Annotated in this window: 18 protein-coding genes and 2 pseudogenes; 13 read left to right on the forward strand and 7 right to left on the reverse strand. The window is 66.7% G+C overall.

Features of this window, described 5'->3' with window-relative positions:
- Window positions 1-172, reverse strand: a pseudogene (locus AB3X99_RS22535) (acetyl-CoA C-acetyltransferase); the annotation flags it as partial.
- Between the two features lie 142 nt (window positions 173-314).
- A complete protein-coding gene (gene phaP, locus AB3X99_RS22540) occupies window positions 315-890 on the reverse strand; it encodes a TIGR01841 family phasin (RefSeq protein ID WP_368618189.1) in 576 nt (191 codons plus the stop codon).
- A gap of 472 nt (window positions 891-1,362) precedes the next feature.
- Between phaP and AB3X99_RS22545 the strand changes: the two genes are divergently transcribed.
- From AB3X99_RS22545 to AB3X99_RS22580, 8 genes and pseudogenes are all read left to right on the forward strand, one after another.
- On the forward strand, window positions 1,363-1,623 hold the full coding sequence (locus AB3X99_RS22545) for a YXWGXW repeat-containing protein (RefSeq protein WP_176732864.1): 261 nt from the start codon (window positions 1,363-1,365) through the stop codon (window positions 1,621-1,623).
- A gap of 92 nt (window positions 1,624-1,715) precedes the next feature.
- Complete coding sequence (locus AB3X99_RS22550) at window positions 1,716-2,315, forward strand: RNA polymerase sigma factor (protein ID WP_256094615.1); 600 nt, start codon at window positions 1,716-1,718, stop codon at window positions 2,313-2,315.
- The gene (locus AB3X99_RS22555) at window positions 2,312-2,767 is read left to right on the forward strand and encodes a hypothetical protein (protein ID WP_368618190.1); all 456 of its coding nucleotides are present in this window, start codon (window positions 2,312-2,314) and stop codon (window positions 2,765-2,767) included. Before AB3X99_RS22550 ends, AB3X99_RS22555 begins: the two co-directional genes overlap by 4 nt.
- Window positions 2,764-3,276 carry a periplasmic heavy metal sensor gene (locus AB3X99_RS22560; RefSeq protein ID WP_069263466.1) on the forward strand — a complete coding sequence of 171 codons (513 nt, stop codon included), beginning with the start codon at window positions 2,764-2,766 and terminating at the stop codon, window positions 3,274-3,276. The genes AB3X99_RS22555 and AB3X99_RS22560 overlap by 4 nt, the downstream gene beginning before the upstream one ends.
- Window positions 3,277-3,362: 86 nt before the next feature.
- Window positions 3,363-4,814: a DUF1800 family protein gene (locus tag AB3X99_RS22565; protein ID WP_368618191.1), complete on the forward strand. Its 1,452-nt coding sequence runs from the start codon at window positions 3,363-3,365 to the stop codon at window positions 4,812-4,814.
- Complete coding sequence (locus AB3X99_RS22570) at window positions 4,811-5,968, forward strand: DUF1501 domain-containing protein (RefSeq protein ID WP_368618357.1); 1,158 nt, start codon at window positions 4,811-4,813, stop codon at window positions 5,966-5,968. The genes AB3X99_RS22565 and AB3X99_RS22570 overlap by 4 nt, the downstream gene beginning before the upstream one ends.
- A 121-nt stretch (window positions 5,969-6,089) precedes the next feature.
- On the forward strand, window positions 6,090-6,305 hold the full coding sequence (locus AB3X99_RS22575; RefSeq protein ID WP_368618192.1) for a YXWGXW repeat-containing protein: 216 nt from the start codon (window positions 6,090-6,092) through the stop codon (window positions 6,303-6,305).
- A gap of 193 nt (window positions 6,306-6,498) precedes the next feature.
- Window positions 6,499-6,621, forward strand: a pseudogene (locus tag AB3X99_RS22580) (nitric oxide dioxygenase); the annotation flags it as partial.
- 59 nt (window positions 6,622-6,680) lie between these two features.
- On the opposite strand, the gene AB3X99_RS22585 reads toward AB3X99_RS22580, so the two are convergent.
- A complete protein-coding gene (locus AB3X99_RS22585) occupies window positions 6,681-7,553 on the reverse strand; it encodes a LysR family transcriptional regulator (protein ID WP_368618193.1) in 873 nt (290 codons plus the stop codon).
- A 104-nt stretch (window positions 7,554-7,657) separates the two neighbouring features.
- Between AB3X99_RS22585 and AB3X99_RS22590 the strand changes: the two genes are divergently transcribed.
- The 5 genes from AB3X99_RS22590 to AB3X99_RS22610 all read left to right on the forward strand — a co-directional run bounded on the left by AB3X99_RS22590 (window position 7,658) and on the right by AB3X99_RS22610 (window position 13,668).
- The gene (locus AB3X99_RS22590; RefSeq protein WP_368618194.1) at window positions 7,658-8,551 is read left to right on the forward strand and encodes a CoA ester lyase; all 894 of its coding nucleotides are present in this window, start codon (window positions 7,658-7,660) and stop codon (window positions 8,549-8,551) included.
- The gene (locus AB3X99_RS22595; protein ID WP_368602607.1) at window positions 8,548-9,750 is read left to right on the forward strand and encodes a CaiB/BaiF CoA transferase family protein; all 1,203 of its coding nucleotides are present in this window, start codon (window positions 8,548-8,550) and stop codon (window positions 9,748-9,750) included. Before AB3X99_RS22590 ends, AB3X99_RS22595 begins: the two co-directional genes overlap by 4 nt.
- 67 nt (window positions 9,751-9,817) lie before the next feature.
- The gene (locus tag AB3X99_RS22600) at window positions 9,818-10,693 is read left to right on the forward strand and encodes an amidohydrolase (RefSeq protein WP_368602608.1); all 876 of its coding nucleotides are present in this window, start codon (window positions 9,818-9,820) and stop codon (window positions 10,691-10,693) included.
- 78 nt (window positions 10,694-10,771) lie between these two features.
- On the forward strand, window positions 10,772-12,139 hold the full coding sequence (locus AB3X99_RS22605) for a short-chain fatty acid transporter (RefSeq protein WP_368618195.1): 1,368 nt from the start codon (window positions 10,772-10,774) through the stop codon (window positions 12,137-12,139).
- A 44-nt stretch (window positions 12,140-12,183) separates the two neighbouring features.
- A complete protein-coding gene (locus tag AB3X99_RS22610) occupies window positions 12,184-13,668 on the forward strand; it encodes an MmgE/PrpD family protein (protein WP_368618196.1) in 1,485 nt (494 codons plus the stop codon).
- Window positions 13,669-13,686: 18 nt separating this feature from the next.
- Here AB3X99_RS22610 and AB3X99_RS22615 read toward each other — a convergent pair whose 3' ends face one another.
- The 4 genes from AB3X99_RS22615 to AB3X99_RS22630 form a co-directional block, all read right to left on the reverse strand.
- The gene (locus AB3X99_RS22615; RefSeq protein WP_069263442.1) at window positions 13,687-15,273 is read right to left on the reverse strand and encodes a Na+/H+ antiporter; all 1,587 of its coding nucleotides are present in this window, start codon (window positions 15,271-15,273) and stop codon (window positions 13,687-13,689) included.
- Window positions 15,274-15,328: 55 nt separating this feature from the next.
- Window positions 15,329-16,234, reverse strand: a complete 906-nt coding sequence (locus AB3X99_RS22620; protein WP_342948725.1) for a LysR family transcriptional regulator — start codon at window positions 16,232-16,234, stop codon at window positions 15,329-15,331.
- 92 nt (window positions 16,235-16,326) lie between these two features.
- A complete protein-coding gene (locus tag AB3X99_RS22625; protein WP_368618197.1) occupies window positions 16,327-17,094 on the reverse strand; it encodes an SDR family NAD(P)-dependent oxidoreductase in 768 nt (255 codons plus the stop codon).
- Between the two features lie 41 nt (window positions 17,095-17,135).
- Entirely contained in the window at window positions 17,136-20,666 is a 3,531-nt protein-coding gene (locus AB3X99_RS22630) for an indolepyruvate ferredoxin oxidoreductase family protein (protein ID WP_368618198.1), read from the reverse strand.
- Window positions 20,667-20,693 lie beyond the last annotated feature (27 nt).

Consider the following 20,693-nt stretch of genomic DNA (forward strand, 5'->3'; position numbering starts at 1 on the left):
TCAGCACCTGACCCATGATCACGTCGCTCACCTGCTCGGGCTTCACACCCGCGCGCTCGAGCGCGGCCTTGATGACGATCGCGCCCAGGTCGGGCGCCGCCACCTTCGCGAGCGAACCGCCGAATTTGCCTACTGCCGTACGTGCGGCCGAAACGATCACAATGTCAGTCATGTTGAGCTCCTGCTCTGCAAATGCGCTGAAAAATCGATGTCTGGAAAGCTGAGCCGGCAAACGCCGCGCCTTCGTCGTTCATTCACGACGAAGACGCGTGTTCGACGCGCAGTGGCGTATTGCCGGCGGGCAGGAACGCGAATCAGGCCTTGGCCGGGCTGGCCTTGGCGGCAACCGGCTGGACCGCGACCGGCGCGACTTCCTGGGCGGAAGCCACGACGTTCTGGAAACCGCTCTGGGCCGTTTCGATGGCCTGGCGGGTCACGCCGCGCAGCGTTTCGGCGGCGTTGTTGACGGCGGCGAAGGTCGAGTTCATGGCCGCGACGAACGGCTCCACGCCCACGGGCGCGTTTTGCGTCAGGCCTTCGGAGAAGTCCTTGAAACGCTGCTCGTTTTCGCCCGATTGCGCCTGGGCGGCTTGAATCAACTCGTTTTGGGTCGTCGTCGCGATGTCGACGAGATGGCGGCCGTACGACAGGGCCTTGGCGGCGGCTTGCTGCGACGCACCAATTTGCTGCGTCAGGAACTCGGCGGGATTGCCGCTTTCGAGGGCGCCCTTGAGCGTCGCTTCGCTTTCTGCAATGGCAGCCTTGCTGGCCTGGACGTTGAGGTCGATCACGGCCTGCATGCCCTCGACAACGGGCTTCGTGAGCGCAAAGAACGCTGCGACGCCAGCCTGGTAGTTCGCGCGGAATTGTTCGGGTGCGGAAACGGACATCAGCTCATACTCCTTAGTTAGTCTTACTAATTAAAGCGCCAACCCCCGATGGCCTGACTTGCGGCTGTATTCCTATGGTTTGAAAACTAATGTTGCATCGCCGCAGTCGATCTCGAGTGTCCATTCTAAGACAGAAATTTAACAATTTTGTGGCGATTCATATTAAGTAGAAACCCTTAATGTAAGTCTTTCGGGTTCGGAAATTGCAGTTGTCAAGCAACCCCTCTCGAGACCGGTAAATTCGCCGCTGAGCGCGGAAATTGCATGGTGAATAAATGGTCCGCGACGGATTTTCCCCGCGGCGCCGTTTAAGTCCTTATAGGGGCTGTTGACCCCTCTGCATCAAGGGAGAGAAATCATGACCCGCAAACCACTGCGTTCGTCACTTGCCGCCGCTCTGCTCGCCTCCACCGCAACGGCCGCGCTCGCACAGCCCGTGGTCGTCGAGCCGAATGAGGCGCCACGGCAGCCCATGGTCGTCGAGCCCAATGAGCCGCCGCAGCAGCCCGTGATGGTCGCGCCGACGTCGCCGCCGCCTCCGCCGCGGGAAGAAGCGGCTCCCCCGCCGCGCCAGGGTTACGTGTGGCAGTCCGGCCACTGGCGCTGGGACCGGGGCGTGTACGTCTGGGAACCGGGCCACTGGGAAGAAGCCCGCTCGGGGTACAACTGGGTGCCGGGGCACTGGGTCGAGGACGGCCCGAACTGGCGATGGATTCCGGGCCACTGGGCATAATGCCGCTCGAGCGGCATCAGGCCTGAGTGCCCGACTTCAAACTGGGAAACGACTATGACGGCGCGGCAGCGGGTTCGCCTGCGGTTCCATCGTTGCAGACCGACAAGGCCGGGAAGGCCTTGAACGAACGCGATCCGGACGCGGAACTCGTCGCGCGTGTCGGCGCGCGTGATCCGCTTGCCGTGCGTGCGCTCGTCGCGAGCAAGCTGCCGCGCCTCATCGCACTCGCCACACGCATGCTCGGCGACCACAGCGAAGCCGAAGACGTCGCTCAGGAAGCGTTCGTGCGGATCTGGAAACAGGCGCCCACCTGGCGCACGGGCGAAGCGAAATTCGATACATGGCTGCATCGCGTGGCGCTCAACCTCTGCTACGACCGCTTGCGCGGACGGCGCGAAGAGACCGTGGAAGACGTGCACGCCGTGAGCGAGCCGGCATCCGATCCCGCGGGCTCGCCCGACCAGCAGATCGAAGCGCGCACGCGCGACGAGCGCGTGCGCACCGCACTCGCGGCGTTGCCCGTGCGCCAGCGCGAAGCGCTCGTACTCACTTACTATCAGGAGCTTTCGAACCTCGAAGCAGCCAGCCTGATGGAGATTTCGGTGGACGCGCTCGAAAGCCTGCTGGCGCGCGCCCGGCGCACCCTGCGCGCACAACTGGCCGGCGAAGCCGCCGGTAAGGACTCCGTATGACACCCGAACGATTCCACATGCTCGTCGCGGCTTATGGCGCCGACCCGCAACGCTGGCCGCAGCACGAGCGAGAAGACGCGCTCGAATGGGCCCGCGCGCATCGCACCGAAGCCAACGCGGCGCTCGACGAAGCCATGGCGCTCGACACCTGGCTCTCCCGCGACATGGTGGCGCCGCCGGGGCGCGCGCTCTTCGAGCAGATCGTTGCGGGCGCACCGATGAAGCCCGTTGCCGCCGCGAAGCGCCGCAGCTTCTGGTGGTCCGGCGCGGCGTTCGCGGGCGTGGGCCTCGCGGGCGCGCTTGCAGGCGCGCTGACGATATCGTTCGTCGTGCTCGGCGGCACGGCGCCCGCCGCCCCCCACGAGACGTATCTCAGCACGAGCTTCGGGGGGACCAGTTCGGACTGGAGCGAATCGAACCTCAACCCTGGCGCCGAAGGGAGTGACGAATGAACGGCTGCTCATGGAAAACGCTGCTCGTCGGCTCGGTCGTCCTGAACGTTTTTCTGCTCGGCGCAATTGCGGGCGGTGCGTGGCGCTGGTTCGCCGTACGCAGTGAGCCGCAGGCGCAGGCGACGCAGCGCGTGGCGTTGCGCTTCGCCGCCGAAGCGCTTTCGCCGGAACGCCAGCAGCAGTTCGCCCAGGCGCTCAAGTCCTCGCGCCGCGAAGGCAGCCAGTACGCGCGCGACGGACGCGACGGTCGGCGCGAGGTGCTCGACCTGCTCGCCGCGCCGCAACTCGACCGCAACGCCATCGACGCCGCGCTCACGCGCACGCGCACCGCCGACAGCGCGTTGCGCGCGCAAATCGAACGCGGCGTGGTCGATTTCGCGGCGACGCTCACGCCCGAAGAACGCGTGAAGTTCGTCGAAGGGCTCGAAAAGCGCGGCCAGTGGCGGCTACCGGCGCAGCAGCAAAAGCAGCCGCAGAAGGCGGTAAGCGAGGCGAGCGGCGCCCAGTAAAGTATTTGGCGGACCAGCGACGGATACCGCGTGCGATGAGCGTTTAACGGGAATACGCAACGCTCCATCGAGCACAAGGACCGCGCATGGAAAGCCTTTCGAATGCCCGCGCCGGCGCGATCGCCATGAACCGCTTCGGCCTCGGCGCGCGCGCCGACGAGACGCCGCCCGCCAACCCTCGAGGCTGGCTGCTCGGCCAGTTCCAGGCATACGAACCGCTGCCCGCGGCATGGCGCAACGAGCCCGGCGCGCTGGCGCTCGCTGCGCGCTTCGGGGAAGAACGCCAGCAAGGTATGGCGGGCAATGCCGCAGCAAGCGCGGCTTCGGAGACGAACGCACAAGGGAACGCGCAACAAGCCGCACGCCGCGCAGTCAATCAGGCGATCCGCCGCGAGAGCGTGGGCATCTACCGCAGCGCGGTCAACGCGCGCCTCACGAGCGCCTTGCAGAGCGACACGCCGTTCGTCGAACGGCTCGTGCACTTCTGGTCGAACCACTTCGCCGTATCGGTGGACAAGGCATTGATTGCAGGCATTGCGGGCGCATTCGAAATGGAAGCGATCCGGCCGCACGTGCTCGGCAATTTCGCGGACATGCTGGTCGCCGTCGAGCAGCACCCTGCCATGCAGCTCTTTCTCGATCAGACGCGCTCCGTTGGGCCCGACAGCCGCGCCGCGCTGCGCGCCGATCAACGCGACCCCGCGCACAAGCGCGGCCTCAACGAGAACCTCGCACGCGAGATCATGGAGCTGCACACGCTCGGCGTGCGCACCGGCTACACGCAGGACGACGTGACCGAATTCGCACGTGCGCTGACGGGCTGGAGCGTGGCGGGTTTACGCGGGCCGCAGCCCGGCAATGCCGCGCCCGGCAGCTTCGTATTTCGCCCCGCGCTGCACGAGCCGGGCACGCGCACCGTGATGGGCAAGCGCTACGATCAACCGGGCGAGCAGCAGGCGCTTGCCATCCTCAACGACCTCGCGCACGCGAGCGCCACGAGCCGCCATATTGCGTTCCAGCTCGCCCGCCACTTCGTCGCCGACAATCCGCCGCCCGCACTCACCGAGCGTCTCGCACTCGCCTTCGAGCAAAGCGGCGGCGATCTGCCCACCGTGTATCGCGCGCTCGTTGAAGCGCCGCAGGCGTGGGCACCCGTCGACGCGAAGTTCAAGACACCGTGGGAGTGGACCGTTTCGTCGATGCGCGGTCTCGGCTGGCGCGAACCCGGCGACGCCGGCGAGATCAACGCCGCGCCGCTGCTCACGCAACTCGGCCAGCCGGTGTGGCGGCCAGGCTCGCCCGCCGGCTACGACGACATCGCGGCAAGCTGGGCCGCGCCCGATGCGCTCGTGCGCCGCGTGGAAGTCGCGCAGCGCTTCTCGGCGCGCGTGGGCGACCGGCTCGACCCGCGCACGCTCGGCAACACGCTCATGGGCGCCACGCTCAGCGCGCCCACCGCCACCGCGGTCGCGCATGCCGAAAGCGCGTCGACTGCGATCGCCTTGCTGCTCGTCTCGCCCGATTTCCTGAGGAGATAACCGCCATGGTTTCCCGCCGCCATTTCCTGCGCGTCGCCGCCGCCGGCGCGGGCGCGATGCTCGTCGCGCCGCAGATCGTGTTCGCCAGCGTCGAAACCGAGCGCCGCTTCGTGTTCGTGATCCAGCGCGGCGCGGCCGATGGGCTGAACATTGTCGTGCCCTACGCGGAGCCGGCCTACGCCACGCTGCGCGGCCCGCTCGCCATCGACATCGACAAGGCCGCGAAACTCGACGGCACGTTCGCGCTGCATCCGTCGCTCGTGCAGATGGCGCAGATGTATGGCGAGAAGCAGGCGCTCTTCGTGCATGCGATCGCTTCGCCGTATCGCGACCGCTCCCACTTCGACGGACAGAACGTGCTGGAAACCGGCGGCCGCGCGCCCTACCAGGTCAAGGACGGCTGGCTCAACCGGCTCGCCGCCATGCTGCCTTCCTCGCGCGAAAATGCGATTGCGTTCGCGCCTACCGTGCCGCTCGCGCTGCGCGGCACGGTGCAGGTGAGTTCGTACGCGCCCTCGGCGCTGCCCAGCGCATCCGACGATCTGCTCACGCGCGTTTCCGCGCTTTACGACGGCGATCCGCAGTTGCGCGCGCTCTGGACTTCGGCGATGAACGCACGCGGACTCGCGGGCGACGTAAGCGCCCGCCAGGACCCCGCGAGCGTCGGCAAGCTTGCGGCGAGCTTCCTCGCGCGCCCCGATGGCCCGCGCATCGCCATGATTGAAACCGGCGGATGGGACACGCACAGCGCGCAGAACGCGCGGCTCGCGAATCAGCTAAAAGCGCTCGACACGATGCTCGCCTCGCTGCGCGACGGACTCGGCCCCGCGTGGGACAAGACCACGGTGCTCGTCGCGACCGAGTTCGGCCGCACGGCCGCGGCGAACGGCACGGGCGGCACCGACCACGGTCAGGCTTCGGTGGCGATGCTGGTGGGCGGCGCCGTGGCGGGCGGACGCGTACAGGCCGACTGGCCGGGGCTGCGCAGCGCGGAGCTCTACGAGTCGCGCGACCTCAAGCCCACCGCCTCACTCGATGCATTGATCGCGGGCGCGGCCGCGGAGAGCCTCGGGCTCGATCCACAGCGCACGGCGTCGACGTTATTCGGAGATTCGGGCACAAAAAATGCGGCTACGGGTTTGATAAGGGCATGAACGGTTGGAACAGGCAAACACGACGGCGCACCGCTTTACGTGGACCCGGATGCCCCCACGCGGCGAGCCGGGCCAGCCGTTCGGATAACCAACCAATTTCAGTCAGTGGAGGACACCCGCCATGAAGATAAGACTACTGCACCCCGTGACCCTGGTCGCCTGCGCCGCCCTGCTTTGCGCATGTATCGTGGAGCCGGCCCACCCACCGGAGCCGTCGCCGCGCGTCGAGACGCCGCCGCCCGCACCCGCCGAGGGCTATGCCTGGTCCAAGGGACACTACCGCTGGGAAGGCAACCAGTGGGTGTGGATTCCGGGGCATTGGGTGCAGGGCTACTAACAAGGAGATTTAACAGGGACTACTGAGTATTCGTATTGCGGCGGTCAAATTGCATCCAACGGATAAATCGGCCGCCGCAGCTCGTTGAATTCGAGCTTGCCGCAAGCAGGATCTGTCAACGACGCGCCCGCATTCGATCACTTCGCGCGCGCTGATCGCAGCGGACGCCAGGGAGGAGGGAGCCATCGGGCAGATCAAGCAGGCGATCCTGCAGCCCGACGCCGACTACTACATTTGCCGCCCCATTCCCTTCATGCGGATGCAGCACGATGCGCTCAAGAATCTCGGCGTTCACGAAGCCCGGATTCACTACGAAGATTCGCCGATGAAATGGCCAACGCTTCGCCATCCTTATCGTATAGAGCCCGCGCGCCCTCACCTGCGCAGCGCCTCGCCGGAACATTCGATCATCCCGCGAATCAAGCGGCTGCGTGCGGGAGCGCGCGACCACAGAATGCCGAAGCGTCGCGGCTCGGTTGCCTCGGCCAACGGCAGACGCGCGAGCCGCAAGCCCTTCGTAAGCGGCGTGCCGATATCGGGCACAAGCGAGACGCCAAGACCGCGATCCACCATCAGCGCTATCGCCATCAGCGAGTTCAGTTCGAACAGTTCACGCGGCGCGATCTTCGCACGGCGCAAATACTGGTCGGCCTGCTTGCCGCCGCCCAGCGCGCGATCGTAGCGAATGAACGGCTCGCGGCGCAGCAGGTCGTGCGGATCGGCGCGCGCGAACTTCGCCGGCGCGAGCACGACGATGGGCTCCTCGCGCAGCAGATGCCAGTCGTACGTCTTCGGCAGCGCGAAGGCGGGATGCAGGCAAATCGCCACGTCCACCTCGCCGCGCTGCAAGGCTTCGAAGAGTTCCATCGAGGTGCCCGCGCGTATCAGCAGCTTGACCTGCGGGAAAGCCGCGGCGAAGCGCGCCAGCACGTCGGGCAGCACGCTCAGCAGCGCCGACGTGATGGTCCCCACGCGCAGCTCGCCGCCCATTTCCTGCTCCTGCGCCAGCGCTTTCAACTCGTCGAAACCCCGCACGAGCGAGCGGGCGCGCTCCACCACGCGCTGGCCCGCCTCCGTGGGAATGACCGTGCGGCCCGCGCGCATGACGAGCGCCACGCCCAGTTCGCGCTCCAGCGCCTGGATTTGCTGCGCGATCGCGGCGGGCGTCACGCCCACGCGCCGCGCGGCCTCCGCCATCGACCCGCTCTCCACTACCAGCAGCAGGTTACTCAGGAAACCGGTGTCCATAAACGTAGCTTCTCTATGGTTTAAAGATAGATTCGCATAGTTTATCTAAATCGTTGCCGATCGTAGACTGCCCTTCAGTGGTGATCTATACGGAACGCATGGAGATGAGAAGCAAGTTGTTCGTGCCGGCATCGCGCCCGGAACTGTTCGAAAAGGCGCTCGGCAGCGCCGCGGACGCGTTGTCGTTCGACCTGGAAGACTCGGTTGCCCCTGCGCGTAAACCCGAAGCGCGTGAGGCGCTGCGCACGCTACTCGTGTCGCCCGCCGTACGCGAGCGCGGCAAGGTGCTGATCGTGCGCGTGAACGCGCTCGACACGCCGTGGTTCGCCGACGATATCGTCGCCGTGGTTCAACCGGGCCTCGATTACGTGAATCTGCCGAAACCCGAATCCGCCGACGACGTGCGCGCCGCCGCTGCCGCGATCGAGCGCGCGGAGCGCGCCAATGGCGTGAGCCGCCCCGTGAAGCTGTTGCTCAACGTCGAATCGCCGCGCGCGCTGCGTGAAGCGGCGACGCTCGCCTCCGCGCATGCACGCGTGGCGGGCCTTCAACTGGGTCTTGGCGACCTGTTCGAGCCGCTCGGCATCGCGCGGCGCGACCCGGCGGCCATTCAGCAAGCCATGTTCAGTCTGCGGCTAGCCGCGGGCGAAGCAGGCGTATTCGCCTACGACTCGGCTTTCGCGAATATCAAGGATGCCGAAGGGTTTCGCGCCGAAGCCGAACTGGCCCGCTCGCTAGGCTTTCTCGGCAAGAGCTGCATCCACCCGAGCCAGATCGCGCTCGCCAACGACGTGTTCCGCCCTTCCGAAGAGGAAATCGCCCACGCGCTGCGCGTGGTGGAAGCGGCGCGCAACGCCGAACGCGACGGCGTGGGCGCTTATGTCGTGGACGGCAAGATGATCGACGCGCCTTTCGTCGAGCGCGCCCGTGCCCTCGTGCAGAGCGCCGAACGGCTTGGACTCATTGCATCCGCAACGTCGAGCGGGGTGCGCCAATGAGCCAGCCTGCCGCATCGAATGCAGCGCCGCGCGGCCCGCTCGCGGGCGTGCGCGTGCTCGACCTGAGCGCCTATATCGCGGGCCCGTATGGCTGCACCCTGCTCGCCGACCAGGGCGCGGACGTCATCAAGATCGAGCCGCCCACGGGCGACAATCTGCGCAAGTATCCGTCCACGCTCCAGGCCGAGAGCCGCGCCTTTCTCGGCGTCAATCGCGGCAAACGCGGGCTCGTGCTCGACCTGAAACAATCCCGCGCGCAGGAGGTGCTGTTACGCCTCGTCGAACAGGCCGACGTGCTCGTGCACAACTTTCGCCCCGGCGTGCCGGCACGGCTCGGCATTGCCTGGGAACAACTGCGCGAAGTGAACCCGCGGCTCATCTACTGCGCAGTCACCGGCTACGGCGACCAGGGCCCGAACAAGGACAAGGCCGGCTACGACCAGGTGCTGCAAACCATGACGGGCATGTGCGCGCTGCAGGGCAAGAGCGATGGCCCGCCCGAGATTCTTTACGGCTCGGTGGTCGACTACTACGCCGCCGCGCTCGTCGCAGCGGGCGTATCCTCCGCGCTGTTCGAGCGCGAGCGCAGCGGCGCGGGCCAGTACGTGGGCGTTTCGCTGCTGCGCAGCGCGCTCACCATGCAGTCCGCGCGCATGATCTGGGCCGACGACGAGCCGAAGGACGTTGGCCGCGACATGCGTTCGGGCGGCATCACCGGTATTCATCCCACGCGCGAAGGCTGGCTCTACATCTCCGCGAACACGCCGCATTTCTGGCAGGCGCTCTGCGAAAAAACCGGGCTCGCTGCACTCGCGCAGAACGAGCGTTACGATTCGGTGCGCAAACGTGCCGAGCATCGCGACGAGATCGTGCCGCAACTGCACGCCGCGTTGCAGGCGCGCAGCGCGCTCGAATGGGAAGCGCATTTTGGCGAGGCGGTGCCCTGCGCGGCGGCGCGCACCGTCGAAGACATGTTCGACGATCCCCAGGTGCTCGCAGAGGAGATGGTCACGCGCTACGACTATCCCGGCGTGGGCGCGTATCGCGGCTTTCGCGAGCCGATTCGCTTCGGCGCGACGCCTGCGCCGGACCCGATCGCCGCGCCCGCCTTCGGCGAGCACTCCGATGTGGTGCTGCGCGAGGCCGGCTGGAGCGATGCCGATATCGAACGATTGAGAAACGAGCACGCCGTGCTCTGAATACACAAAGCCGCATCCGCGCGCATCCATGCCTTTGGGTGCGCGCGGCAAACAAGGAGACAACGCGATGGAGCGTGAGCAGCATGTCCATACCATCGACGCCCCCAGGGCGCGCATAGCGGCGCCCGCCTTCGCGTGCGATTCGCACATCCACATCTACGATCGCCGCTTTGCGGCCTCGCCCGGCAACGGCGCGCATATCGTCGATCGCGCGACGGTCGAGGACTATCGACGCGTACAGGAACGCACCGGCACGCAACGTACCGTAATCGTCACGCCGCGGCCCTACGGCACCGATAACTGCGTGACGCTCGACGCGATCCGCCAGTTGGGCATCGACAATGCCCGCGGCGTAGCCGTCCTGCGCCCCGAAGTGAGCGACGCCGAACTCGACATGCTCGACCGCGGCGGCATACGCGGCATCCGCTTCACGTTGTACACGCCGCATCAGGCGGTCGTGACCTTCGACATGGTCGAGCCGCTTGCGCAGCGCATTGCCGAACTCGGCTGGCATGTGCAGTTGCACTGGACCGCCGACCAGATTGTCGAGCACGAAGCCTTGCTCACTCGCCTGCCCTGCAAGATGGTGTTCGACCACCTCGCGCGCCTGCCCCTGCCCGCGGGCACCGCGCACCGCGCGTATGGTGTGGTGCGCCGTCTGGCCGCTTCGGGGCGCGTATGGGTCAAGCTCTCGGGCGCCTACCTCGATTCGCAAGTGGGCCTCGCAGGCGGCTACGCCGACCTCGCCGACACAGCACGCGCATGGTCCGCGCTGCTGCCGGAGCGCACCGTGTGGGGCAGCGACTGGCCGCACGTGACGGAGGCGCACAAGCCCGACACCGCCGCGATCTTCGATCTGCTCGGCGCGTGGGTCGACGACGAAGCGGCGCGCAAGCGGATTCTCGTCGACAACCCCGCCGAACTCTACGGCTTCGCCCGATGAACTAGCGCCACTGCGCCCCCGATACAAACAGCCGCGCGCCAGGTACGTGCGGCCACTTTCAGCACCAGGAGACGAAACGTGAAGTCCACCGCTACCGCCGCACCCGTACGCAAGACACGCTTTACCGACGCGACGATCAGCCTGTTCGAGCGCACCATTCCCGACCCGTTCGTGCTCGCGATTCTCATCACCGCGGTCGTGGCCGCGCTCTCGGCGATGTTCGCCCCGCATGCGACGCTCAACACGCTCGTGGTCGGGTGGTACAAGGGCTTCTTCAATATCCTCACGTTCGCCTTCCAGATCACGCTCGTCCTCGTCACCGGCCACGCCTTCGCTCACGCCGCGCCCGTGCAGCGCGTGTTCAAGGCGCTCGTGGGCATCGCCCGCACGCCGGTGCAGGCAGCGGCGCTCACCTTCCTGCTAGTAGCCGTGGCCTCGTTCTTCAACTGGGGCCTCGGTCTCGTGGTGAGCGCGCTGCTCGCGCGCGAAGTGGCCAAGCGTATGCACGTGGACTTCGCGTGGATCGTCGCCGCGGGCTTTTCGGGCTGGGTGGTGTGGGCGAGCGGCATTTCCAGCTCCATCGCACTCGCGCAGTCCACGCCGGGCAGCGCGATGAACGTCGTGCAAAAGCTCACGGGCGAAGTGCTGCCGTTCAACGACACCGTGTTCACGGCGTTCAACCTCGTACCCGTGGTCGTGATGCTGGTCGCCACGCCCATCGTGCTCGCACTGCTCAAGCCGCGCGATGAAGACGCCGTCGTGCTCGACATCGAGAAGAACCCCGACCCGGAACCGCGCAAGCGTCCCGAAGGCAAGCTGAGCTTCGCGAAGTGGCTCGAATACTCGTGGATCGGCAGCGCATTCATCGGCCTCGTGGGCGTGACGTTCCTCGTGCTCGCGCACATCGAGCACATCGAAGCGTTCTCCGGCGTGAACGCCGTGATCTTCGTGATGTTCATCGCGGGCGTGATCCTGCATGGCTATCCACTCGCTTACGCGGATGCGGTCAAGAACGCCGCCAAACAAACCGGCTCGATGATGCTGCAATACCCGCTCTACGGCGGCGTGATGGGCATGATGGACGCCACGGGCCTGCCCAACGTAATCTCGCACTTCTTCATCGCGATCTCGAACACGCACACGCTGCCGTTCTGGAGCTATGTGTGCTCGCTCATCGTCACGTTCTTCATTCCGAGCGGCGGCGGCCACTGGGCCGTGCAGGGCCCGTTCGTCGTGCCCGCGGCGATCGCGCTGCATGCTTCGATGCCCGCAACCACCATGGCCGTCGCCATGGGCGAGCAGGTCTCGAACATGATGCAGCCCTTCTGGGCCGCGCCCGTGGTCGCGATGGCGGGCATCGGCGTGCAGCGCGTGCTGGGCTTCACGGTCATGACGTTCCCGCTCGGCACCGTGGTGTTCGGCGCGGCGCTGCTGCTGCTCGTTTGATGCGCATTCTTCCCTGAAACGAATAAAGAACAAGGAGACACCGCATGCAACGGCGGGCATTCATGGCGTCGCTCACGGCGCTCGCCGCGGGCGCGGGCACATTCGGCGGCATCGGCGCGGCGCGCGCTCAGAAGGTCGCTTCCGCATCGGCTTCGGCCACGATCGCGCAGCGGCTTGCGGCTTACGCCGCCGCGCTTGACTACGACGATCTCGATGCCGGTACGATCGAGGCGGTCAAGACCCACTCCGCCGACGCGCTGGGCTGCGGCATCGCCGCGCTCGGCGAGAAACCCGTGGGCATCGCGCGCCAGGTTGCGCTCAACTACGCGAGCGGCGACGGCCGGGGCGCAACCGTGCTCGGCACGCAGCGGCGCACGTCGCCCGACCTCGCGACCTTCGCGAACGGTGCGGCCATCCGCTATTACGACCTCAACGACGTCTATGCGGGCAAGGAAATCGGCCACCCGAGCGACAACATCGCCGCATGTCTCGCCCAGGCCGAGGCCGAAGGTGCGAATGGCCGCGATCTGATCGTCGCCATCGCCCTCGCCTACGAGATCGATTGCCGCCTCATGGACGCCGCTTCGATCAGTTCGCGCGGCTGGGATCACCCCATCTTCAGCCTGCCCGCGGCCGCGCTCGCGGCGGGCAAGCTCATGAAGCTCGACGAGCGGCAACTGGCCGAAGCGGTCAACCTCGCGCTCAACGGCCACCTCGCGCTGAACCAGACGCGTGTGCAGACCATGTCGAACTGGAAGGGTCTCGCCGATGCCGACGCCGCACGCAACGCGGTGTTCTCGGCCGCCCTCGCGCGCGACGGACTCACGGGCCCCGCGCCGATCTTCGAGGGCAACGCAGGGCTGTTCAAGCAGGTATCCGGCCCATTCAGCATCGACACGGCGAGCTTCGGCGGCAAAGGCCGGCCGTTTCGCATCAACGACTGTGCCGTGAAGTTCTACCCTGCGCAGGCGCTCACGCAAACGGCGATTGCTGGCGGCATCGACGTGGCGAAACAGGTGGGCGACCTCGATCGTATCGTCAGCATGGAGATTCGCACCTCGCACGAAGGCTACTTCTCGGCAGGAATGGACCCGCAGAAATGGGCCCCCGAAACGAGCGAGACTGCCGATCACAGCCTGCCCTACGTGACCGCGCGCGCCATGTTCGACGGCGATATCAGCCTGGCGAGCTATCGCACCGAAGCGCTCCATGACCCGAAGATCCGCACCTTCATGCAGAAGATCAAGGTTGTAGAGGATCCCGAACTGACCCGGCTCTATCCGAAATATTACGCGACCATCGTAAGCGCCACGCTTACGGACGGACAAACCGTGTCGAAGCGCGTGGACGACATTCCAGGCTTCGCCACGCGGCCGATGCAGCGCGGCGACTTCGAAGCGAAGTTCCGCAAGAACGCGGTGCCAGTGATCGGCAAGGCGCGCGCCGACGATGCGCTTGGTTTTTTCTGGAGTCTCGACGAGCAGCGCGACCTCTCGAACCTGTTTGCGCCACTCGTCGTGCACGCCTGAAGAACGCGAGGGGAAGCATCACCCCCTCCCGTGTCGCGCCGAAAGCTCCTCCAGATCGAGATCGCGTTCGAGCACGCGCAGTAGTTCGTCGTGGATCAGGCCGGCACGGTGCAGCTTCAACAGCTCCGCGCGTCCAGCCTCCACGGCGGCCAGCACGACATCGTAGTGCGAGGTGCGCATTTCCTGCGGATAGCTCTCGGCGTTTGCAAAATTGCGCGTGAGGTTCGCACGATACGTGTACTGCTCCAGCAGCCGCGGGTGGATCACGCTGCCGTCCGGACCATGGACGAGCGGCGTGATTGCCGCTAGCTGGGCGGCTTCGAGGCGCGCCCACGCCTGCGGCTCGTTGAGGTAGGGTTCCTCCCCTTCCATATCGTTCGCAGGCCTGATCAGCTTGATGAGCGGTCCGATGGTCGTGCCTTGCAGCAGCACCGTGAACAGAATGACGGCAAATGCGGCGAAGAGAATGAGATCGCGGCCCGGCATCGCTTCCGGCAGCGCAAGCGCAATGGCCAGCGTGACCACGCCGCGCATGCCGGCCCAGCTCACCACCGTTGCGCCACGAAAGTCCGCCGCTTTCACGCGGGTCGGTAACATCCGGTGCAGCGCGGTCCTGACGATCTCGATGCCATACGTCCACACGCAGCGCGAGACGACAACGGCGAGCACAACGGCCATTGCAGCGGGACCGAGCAGCGCGACAGCATTGCCCGTCCCGCCGAGGCGCAGCATGACCCCACGCAGCGAGAGGCCGATCAGCACGAAAACCAGCGCCTCGAGCACGAAGACCATGACCTGCCAGAACGCCGTGCCGCGGCTGCGCACCGTGGCCGAAAAGATTTCGTGCTGATGCCAGCCTAGCTGCATGCCGCACGTGACCGTGGCGATCACACTCGAAACGCCCAGCATGTCCCCCGCGATATAGGCGATCCAGCCTGCCAGCACGGAGGCGGTGATGATCAGATACTCGTCCTGGAGCTGACGCAGCAGGCACACGACGACATAGCCCACGACAGCGCCGACCACAATGCCGCCCAGCGCGAGCCCGACGAAACTGAGCGCCGCATTCGGCTCGCTGAATACGCCCGTCAATGCCGCCGCGACGGCGAAGCGAAACAGCACGAGACCGGCGGCGTCGTTGAGCAGGCTCTCGCCTTCGAGCAGCACCATCAGCCGGCGCGGCAGCGCGAGCCGCTCGAGCACCGCTTTCGCGGCGACCGCATCGGGCGGCGAGACCACCGCGCCCAGTGCGAAACATGCGGCCCAAGGCAGTGACGGAACGGCCCAATGCGCGACCACGCCAACGGCCCACGTCGTGAATGCCACCGCGCCGATGGCGAAGAGCAGGATGGGCGCGAGGTGACGCTTGAAGTCGGACCAGACGAAGAAGTAGGCGCCGTCCATCAGCAAGGGCGGCAGAAACACGATGAGGACGAGGTCCGGGTCGATCACCACGGGCGGCAGGCCGGGCGCGAAGGCCATGGCGGCGCCGCCGACCAGCAGCGCGGCAGCGGGCGGCAGGCGCAGGCGCTTGGCGAGCAACTCGAGCGCGATGATGGCGATGAGCGAAAGGAGCACGAGCTTGAACGCCGACACAGCCGACATGACGCTTCCTTGTTTTTACCCAGGTACGGTGAGTGGAGGAGCGCGGCCGCCCCCTTCAATTCCCGCAAGCATGAATCAAAAACTGCTGCATCGCTCGCGCCGGATCGCTGAGCACGGCCCCAGGATGCCACAACATGCCCGCTTCCATCTGCGGAATGGCATCCTCGATGGCGCAAGCGTCGATGCGCTTGCCCTCCAGCGACCACGGCCTGAACACCATGTCCGAGAGTATCGTCACGCCGAAGCCATGCGCCACGAGCCCGCGCAGCGCCTCCATCGAACTCGTGCGAAACGCGATATTCGGCGCGACGCGCCTCTTTTTCCAGTAGCGCAGCGTCGAGGCCTCGCCCTCGTCCACCGTGAGCTGGATATAGGGGTAACGCGCGATGTCGCGCAGCGTGACGGTGCCCATCTGCGCGAGCGGATGAGTCGGCGCGGCCCACAACTGGCGGCGCGAACGCATCAGCAAGTGGTGACCGAAGCGCGCGCGCCGCTCCACATTGGAAAGCAACGCCACGCCAAGGTCGACTTTGCCCGCGAGCACCGCCTCCTCGATGGCCGGCCGGTCCAGATCGTGCAGATCGATCTCGATCTCGGGATAGGTCGCCCGAAACCGCGCGAGCAGTTCTGGCAGGAAGTAGCCGAGCAGCGTATAGGAGGCGGCCATGCGCACCGTGCCGCGCAAGCTGTGCGCGCGAAACGGCGCCTTGTGCAGTGCGTCGCGCACCGACTCCAGCACGTGGCGCGCGTGATTGAGGAAGTCCTGCCCGTCTGGCGTCAGTTCCACGCCCTGGGGCAAGCGCACGAAGAGCCGCGTGCCGAGCGCCTCCTCGAGCGCGAGCACCGCATTGGTGATCGCCGACTGCGAGACATGCTCGGACGTCGCCGCCATCGAAAACTGCCCGTTCTGCGCCGCCGCCACAAAGTAGCGGAACTGCCGCAAGGTCACGTCCTTGGCCATGTGCTTTTCGAATATCGTGAGTCGATGGTTCCGATTCTACGATACGTGGTCTTAAACGTGCCCGCAGCGGCCGGCCCCACACAAACCGGGTATCAGCGCGGCGCCATCCGCAACGCGCCATCGAGCCGGATCACCTCGCCGTTCAGATAGCGGTTGCCGACGATATGCTCGACGAGCGCCGCGAACTCCGCGGGCTGGCCAAGACGCTGCGGAAACGGCACGCCCGCGCCCAGCGCCTGCTGCACTTCGGCGGGCATGGCGAGCAGCATCGGCGTTTCGAAGATGCCGGGGGCGACGGTCACCACGCGAATACCGTTGCGCGCCAGTTCGCGCGCCGCCGGCAACGTGAGTGAAACGACACCACCCTTCGAAGCCGCATAGGCCGACTGCCCGATCTGGCCATCGTACGCGGCTACCGAAGCCGTATTGACGATCACGCCGCGCTCGCCGCCGGCATCCGGCGTATTGTTCGCCATCGCCACGGCGGCGAGGCGCATCACGTTGAAGGTGCCGATGAGGTTGACGCTCACGACCTTCGCGAACAGATCGAGCGAATGCGCGCCTTCTTTTCCGACGATGCGCTGCGCCGGCGCGATTCCCGCGCAGTTGACCACGCCATGCAGCGCACCGAAGCGCTGGGTGGCAAGCGCGATCGCCGCCTCGACGCTTGCCGCCAGCGTCACATCCACCTCGACGGCCAGTGCATGCTCGCCGCCGAGCGCCGCCGCGTCACGCGCACGGGCTACGTCGATATCGCCGAACACCACATTCGCGCCGCGTTCGAGCAGGTGTCGGCCCACCGCCGCGCCGAGTCCGGAACCGCCGCCCGTGATGAAAAACGTCTTGTCCTGCACAACCATTTGAGTCTTCTCCGTTGGTTATCGATTCGTTATCCGATCTTTCAAACCGTCTCGCCAGCCAGTTTCGCGCGATACTTTTCGCGCACGCCGCGCGAACGCTCGTAATTGCGCTCCTTGACGATACCGAAGCCTCGCACCGCACCCGGCACGCCAAGCAGGCCGACGGCTGCCGCCAGCGTCTGCTGCGTCAGTTTGCCGAGCACGAGGCGCACGTCTTCCTCGAATTCACCGATCATCGCGCGCTCGATCACGCGGTCGCGCTGCCGTGCAAACGGATCGAGCGCCGTGCCGCGCAGCGCCTTGCCGTGCTTGAGTACGCGCAGCAGCGGCTCGGCCCACACGCCGCGCAGCGCGATCTTGTTGCGGCGCCCGGTTTGCGCATCGCGGCGCGTGAGGAGCGGCGGCGCCATGTGGAACGTCTTCCTGACCGCCGTGCCATCGAACAACGCGGACAGGTACGCGCCGAAGCCGCCATCGGTGTGCAGGCGCGCAACCTCGTACTCGTCCTTGTAGGCGAGCACCTTGAAGTATTGGCGTGCCGCCGCTTGCGCAAGCGCGCCGCTCGCCCCTCCGATCGCGCGCTCTGCCTGCGCGACGGCATCGACCAGCGCGCGATAGCGCTTCGCATAGGCGGCGTTCTGGTACAGCGTGAGATCGTGCTCGCGCTCGGCCACGAAGCGAGCGAGATCGAACGGCGTGTCAGCGACCGCTATGTCCGCTCCCGTCACGCGTTCGAGCGCGCGAGCGTCCTGTGCGATCAAACGACCCCAAAGGAACGCGCGTTCATTCATCTTCACGGCCGCGCCATTGAGCCCGATTGCCTGCAGGATCGATGCTTCGCTAAGCGGCACGAGCCCCGACTGGTACGCGTAGCCCACCATCATCATGTTCGAAGCGATGGCGTCGCCGAAAATCGCTTCTGCCGCCGCCGTGCAGTCCCAGAACACCGTGCCGTCCGCGCCCATCGCGCTCTCGATCGCCGCCTGATGCACGGCTTTGCTCACGGGCAGATCGCCGTCGCGCACGAAGTCGGCGGTCGCGTTGATGCGCTCGTTCACGATCGCGCGCGCGCCGCTGCCCGGCAGGCGCGAGAGCGCGCCCGACGATGCCGCCACCACGGCGTCGCAGCCCAGCAGCACGTTGGCCGCATGAGCGCCGATACGCGCGGTGGTGATGAGCCCGCGGCTCTGCGCGATCTGCACGTGGCTCAACACCGCGCCGTTCTTTTGCGCGAGGCCCGTGAAGTCGAGCGTCGAGGCGCCGCGCCCTTCGAGGTGCGCGGCCATGGCGAGGATCGCGCCGATCGTCACGACGCCCGTGCCGCCCACACCCGTCACAACCATGCGCAGGTGTTGCTCCAGCGCCTGCGGCACGCGCGCGGGCGGTGCGAGCGTGGCGCGCAGTTCCGCTTCGATGCGCTGAATGCGCGCGGCGTCCGGGCGCTTCGGCTCCATGCCCTGCACCGTCACGAAGCTCGGGCAAAAGCCCTTCACGCACGAGGTGTCCTTGTTGCAGCTCGATTGATTGATGGCCCGCTTGCGGCCCAGCTCCGTTTCGAGCGGCTCGATCGCGATGCAGTTCGACTGCACGGAACAGTCGCCGCAGCCTTCGCAAACGGCCGGATTGATCACCACACGCGTGGGCGGATCGATCAGCTTGCCGCGCTTGCGGCGGCGGCGCTTTTCGGCGGCGCAGGTCTGGTCGTAGACGATCACCGAAACGCCCTTCTGCTCGCGCAGGCGGCGTTGCAGCGCATCGAGCGCGTCGCGGTGCAAGAGCGTCACGCCCGCAGGCAACGCCTGCGAGCCCGCGTACTGCTCGGGCCGGTCGGTCACCACGACGACTTCGTTCACGCCTTCGGCCCGGACCTGCGCCACCACGCGATGCACGGTGAGGCCGCCCTCGGCGGGCTGGCCGCCGGTCATCGCCACCGCATCGTTGAAGAGGATCTTGTAAGTGACGTTCGCGCGCGCCGCCACGGCCTGGCGGATCGCCAGGCTGCCCGAGTGCTGATAGGTGCCGTCGCCGAGATTCACGAACAGATGCGGCATGTCCGTGAAGGTCGACATCCCGACCCACTGCACGCCTTCGCCGCCCATCTGGCAAAACGTCGCCGTGTTGCCCGCCTCGCCGAGCGCCATGATGTGGCAGCCGATACCGGCCGCGGCATGCGAGCCGTCGGGCAGACGCGTCGACGTATTGTGCGGGCAGCCCGCGCAGAAGAACGGCTTGCGGGTGAGCGGTTCGCCTTGCGGCGCTTGCGCGAGCGCGATCACGCGCTGCGCGCCCGAACGCGCATGGGTTGCGCCGGTAGCGACGAACGGCACATCGACTTCGACGTGCCGGAAAAACCGCTGCAGTGCGTGCGCGAGCTGCTCGGGTGCGAACTCCATCGCGGCGGGCAGCAGCGGCTCGCGCTCGCCGAGCGTCTTGCCGTGCACGGACGGCCGCTCGTCGGCCCGCACGTTGAAGAGTGCTTCCTTGATCTGCCGCTCCACGAACGAGCGCTTTTCCTCTACGACGAAAAGCGCCTGCATGCCGCGCGCAAATGCCTTGAGCCCTTCCGTTTCGAGCGGCCAGATCATGCCGACCTTATAAAGCCCGATACCGAGTTGTTCGAGGCGCTCGGCCGTCAGCCCCAGCGCCTCGAACGCGGCCAGCACGTCCGCATGCGCCTTGCCCACCGTCACGATGCCCACGCGCGCCTGCGCGGGGCGCAGCAACGCGCGGTCGAGCGGATTCGCCCGCATGAAGGCGAGCGCGGCGGGCAGGCGCTCTTCGAGCACGCGGCGCTCCAGTTCGGCGCGCTCCGCCGGCCAGCGCAATTGCGGGTCGTAGTTGAAGCCGCGCTGCGGCGGCACGGCGATGTCCGCGGGCAAACGCAACGGCACGCCGCGGCCCACGCGCATCGAGCGGCCGCTTTCCACCGTCTCCGTAATCGCCTTGAAACCGACCCACAGTCCGCTGAAACGCGACAGCGCATAGCCGGTGAGCCCGTACTCGATGTATTCCTCTACCGACGCCGGAAAGAGAATCGGCATCATCGCGCCTTCGAAGACGTGGTCCGTCTGGTGCGGAAACATCGACGACTGCGCCGCGTGGTCGTCGCCGGCCACCGCCAGCACGCCGCCGTGCCGCGCGGTGCCGAGCATGTTGGCATTGCGGAACACGTCGCCGGTGCGGTCCACGCCCGGCCCCTTGCCGTACCACATCGAGTACACGCCTTCCACACGTTTGCCGGGAAACGCGTCGAGTTGCTGCGCGCCCCACAGCATGGTCGCGCCGAGGTCTTCGTTCAGGCCCGGCTCGAAGCGCACGTCGAAGTCCGCGAGCAGTGCCTTCTGGCGCCACAGTTCCTGATCGAATCCGCCGAGTGGCGAGCCACGATAGCCGGAGACGAGACCCGCGGTTTTCAGCCCGGCAAGGCGGTCCGCGCGCGCCTGTTCGATCAGGATGCGCACGAGCGCCTGGGTGCCGGTGAGAAAGACCGCGCCGTCCTCGCGCAGGTAGCGGTCTTCGAGTCGATAGTCCGTATCGATCTGGCGATCGGTCTCGACGGCTCGCATGTTCATGGTGTCTCCGCTGTTCGACTTGTGGGT

The sequence above is a fragment of the Paraburkholderia sp. BR10882 genome (assembly GCF_040948855.1).
Lineage (GTDB): Bacteria > Pseudomonadota > Gammaproteobacteria > Burkholderiales > Burkholderiaceae > Paraburkholderia > Paraburkholderia nodosa_A.

What these genes read in the sequence shown, in the direction of transcription:
- phaP (WP_368618189.1), bottom strand. Translation starts at nt 890, where the DNA reads ATGTCCGTTTCCGCACCCGAACAATTCCGCGCGAACTACCAGGCTGGC.
- AB3X99_RS22545 (WP_176732864.1), top strand. Translation starts at nt 1,363, where the DNA reads ATGGTCGTCGAGCCCAATGAGCCGCCGCAGCAGCCCGTGATGGTCGCG.
- AB3X99_RS22555 (WP_368618190.1), top strand. Translation starts at nt 2,312, where the DNA reads ATGACACCCGAACGATTCCACATGCTCGTCGCGGCTTATGGCGCCGAC.
- AB3X99_RS22560 (WP_069263466.1), top strand. Translation starts at nt 2,764, where the DNA reads ATGAACGGCTGCTCATGGAAAACGCTGCTCGTCGGCTCGGTCGTCCTG.
- AB3X99_RS22565 (WP_368618191.1), top strand. Translation starts at nt 3,363, where the DNA reads ATGGAAAGCCTTTCGAATGCCCGCGCCGGCGCGATCGCCATGAACCGC.
- AB3X99_RS22575 (WP_368618192.1), top strand. Translation starts at nt 6,090, where the DNA reads ATGAAGATAAGACTACTGCACCCCGTGACCCTGGTCGCCTGCGCCGCC.
- AB3X99_RS22585 (WP_368618193.1), bottom strand. Translation starts at nt 7,553, where the DNA reads ATGGACACCGGTTTCCTGAGTAACCTGCTGCTGGTAGTGGAGAGCGGG.
- AB3X99_RS22590 (WP_368618194.1), top strand. Translation starts at nt 7,658, where the DNA reads ATGAGAAGCAAGTTGTTCGTGCCGGCATCGCGCCCGGAACTGTTCGAA.
- AB3X99_RS22595 (WP_368602607.1), top strand. Translation starts at nt 8,548, where the DNA reads ATGAGCCAGCCTGCCGCATCGAATGCAGCGCCGCGCGGCCCGCTCGCG.
- AB3X99_RS22600 (WP_368602608.1), top strand. Translation starts at nt 9,818, where the DNA reads ATGGAGCGTGAGCAGCATGTCCATACCATCGACGCCCCCAGGGCGCGC.
- AB3X99_RS22610 (WP_368618196.1), top strand. Translation starts at nt 12,184, where the DNA reads ATGCAACGGCGGGCATTCATGGCGTCGCTCACGGCGCTCGCCGCGGGC.
- AB3X99_RS22615 (WP_069263442.1), bottom strand. Translation starts at nt 15,273, where the DNA reads ATGTCGGCTGTGTCGGCGTTCAAGCTCGTGCTCCTTTCGCTCATCGCC.
- AB3X99_RS22620 (WP_342948725.1), bottom strand. Translation starts at nt 16,234, where the DNA reads ATGGCCAAGGACGTGACCTTGCGGCAGTTCCGCTACTTTGTGGCGGCG.
- AB3X99_RS22625 (WP_368618197.1), bottom strand. Translation starts at nt 17,094, where the DNA reads ATGGTTGTGCAGGACAAGACGTTTTTCATCACGGGCGGCGGTTCCGGA.
- AB3X99_RS22630 (WP_368618198.1), bottom strand. Translation starts at nt 20,666, where the DNA reads ATGAACATGCGAGCCGTCGAGACCGATCGCCAGATCGATACGGACTAT.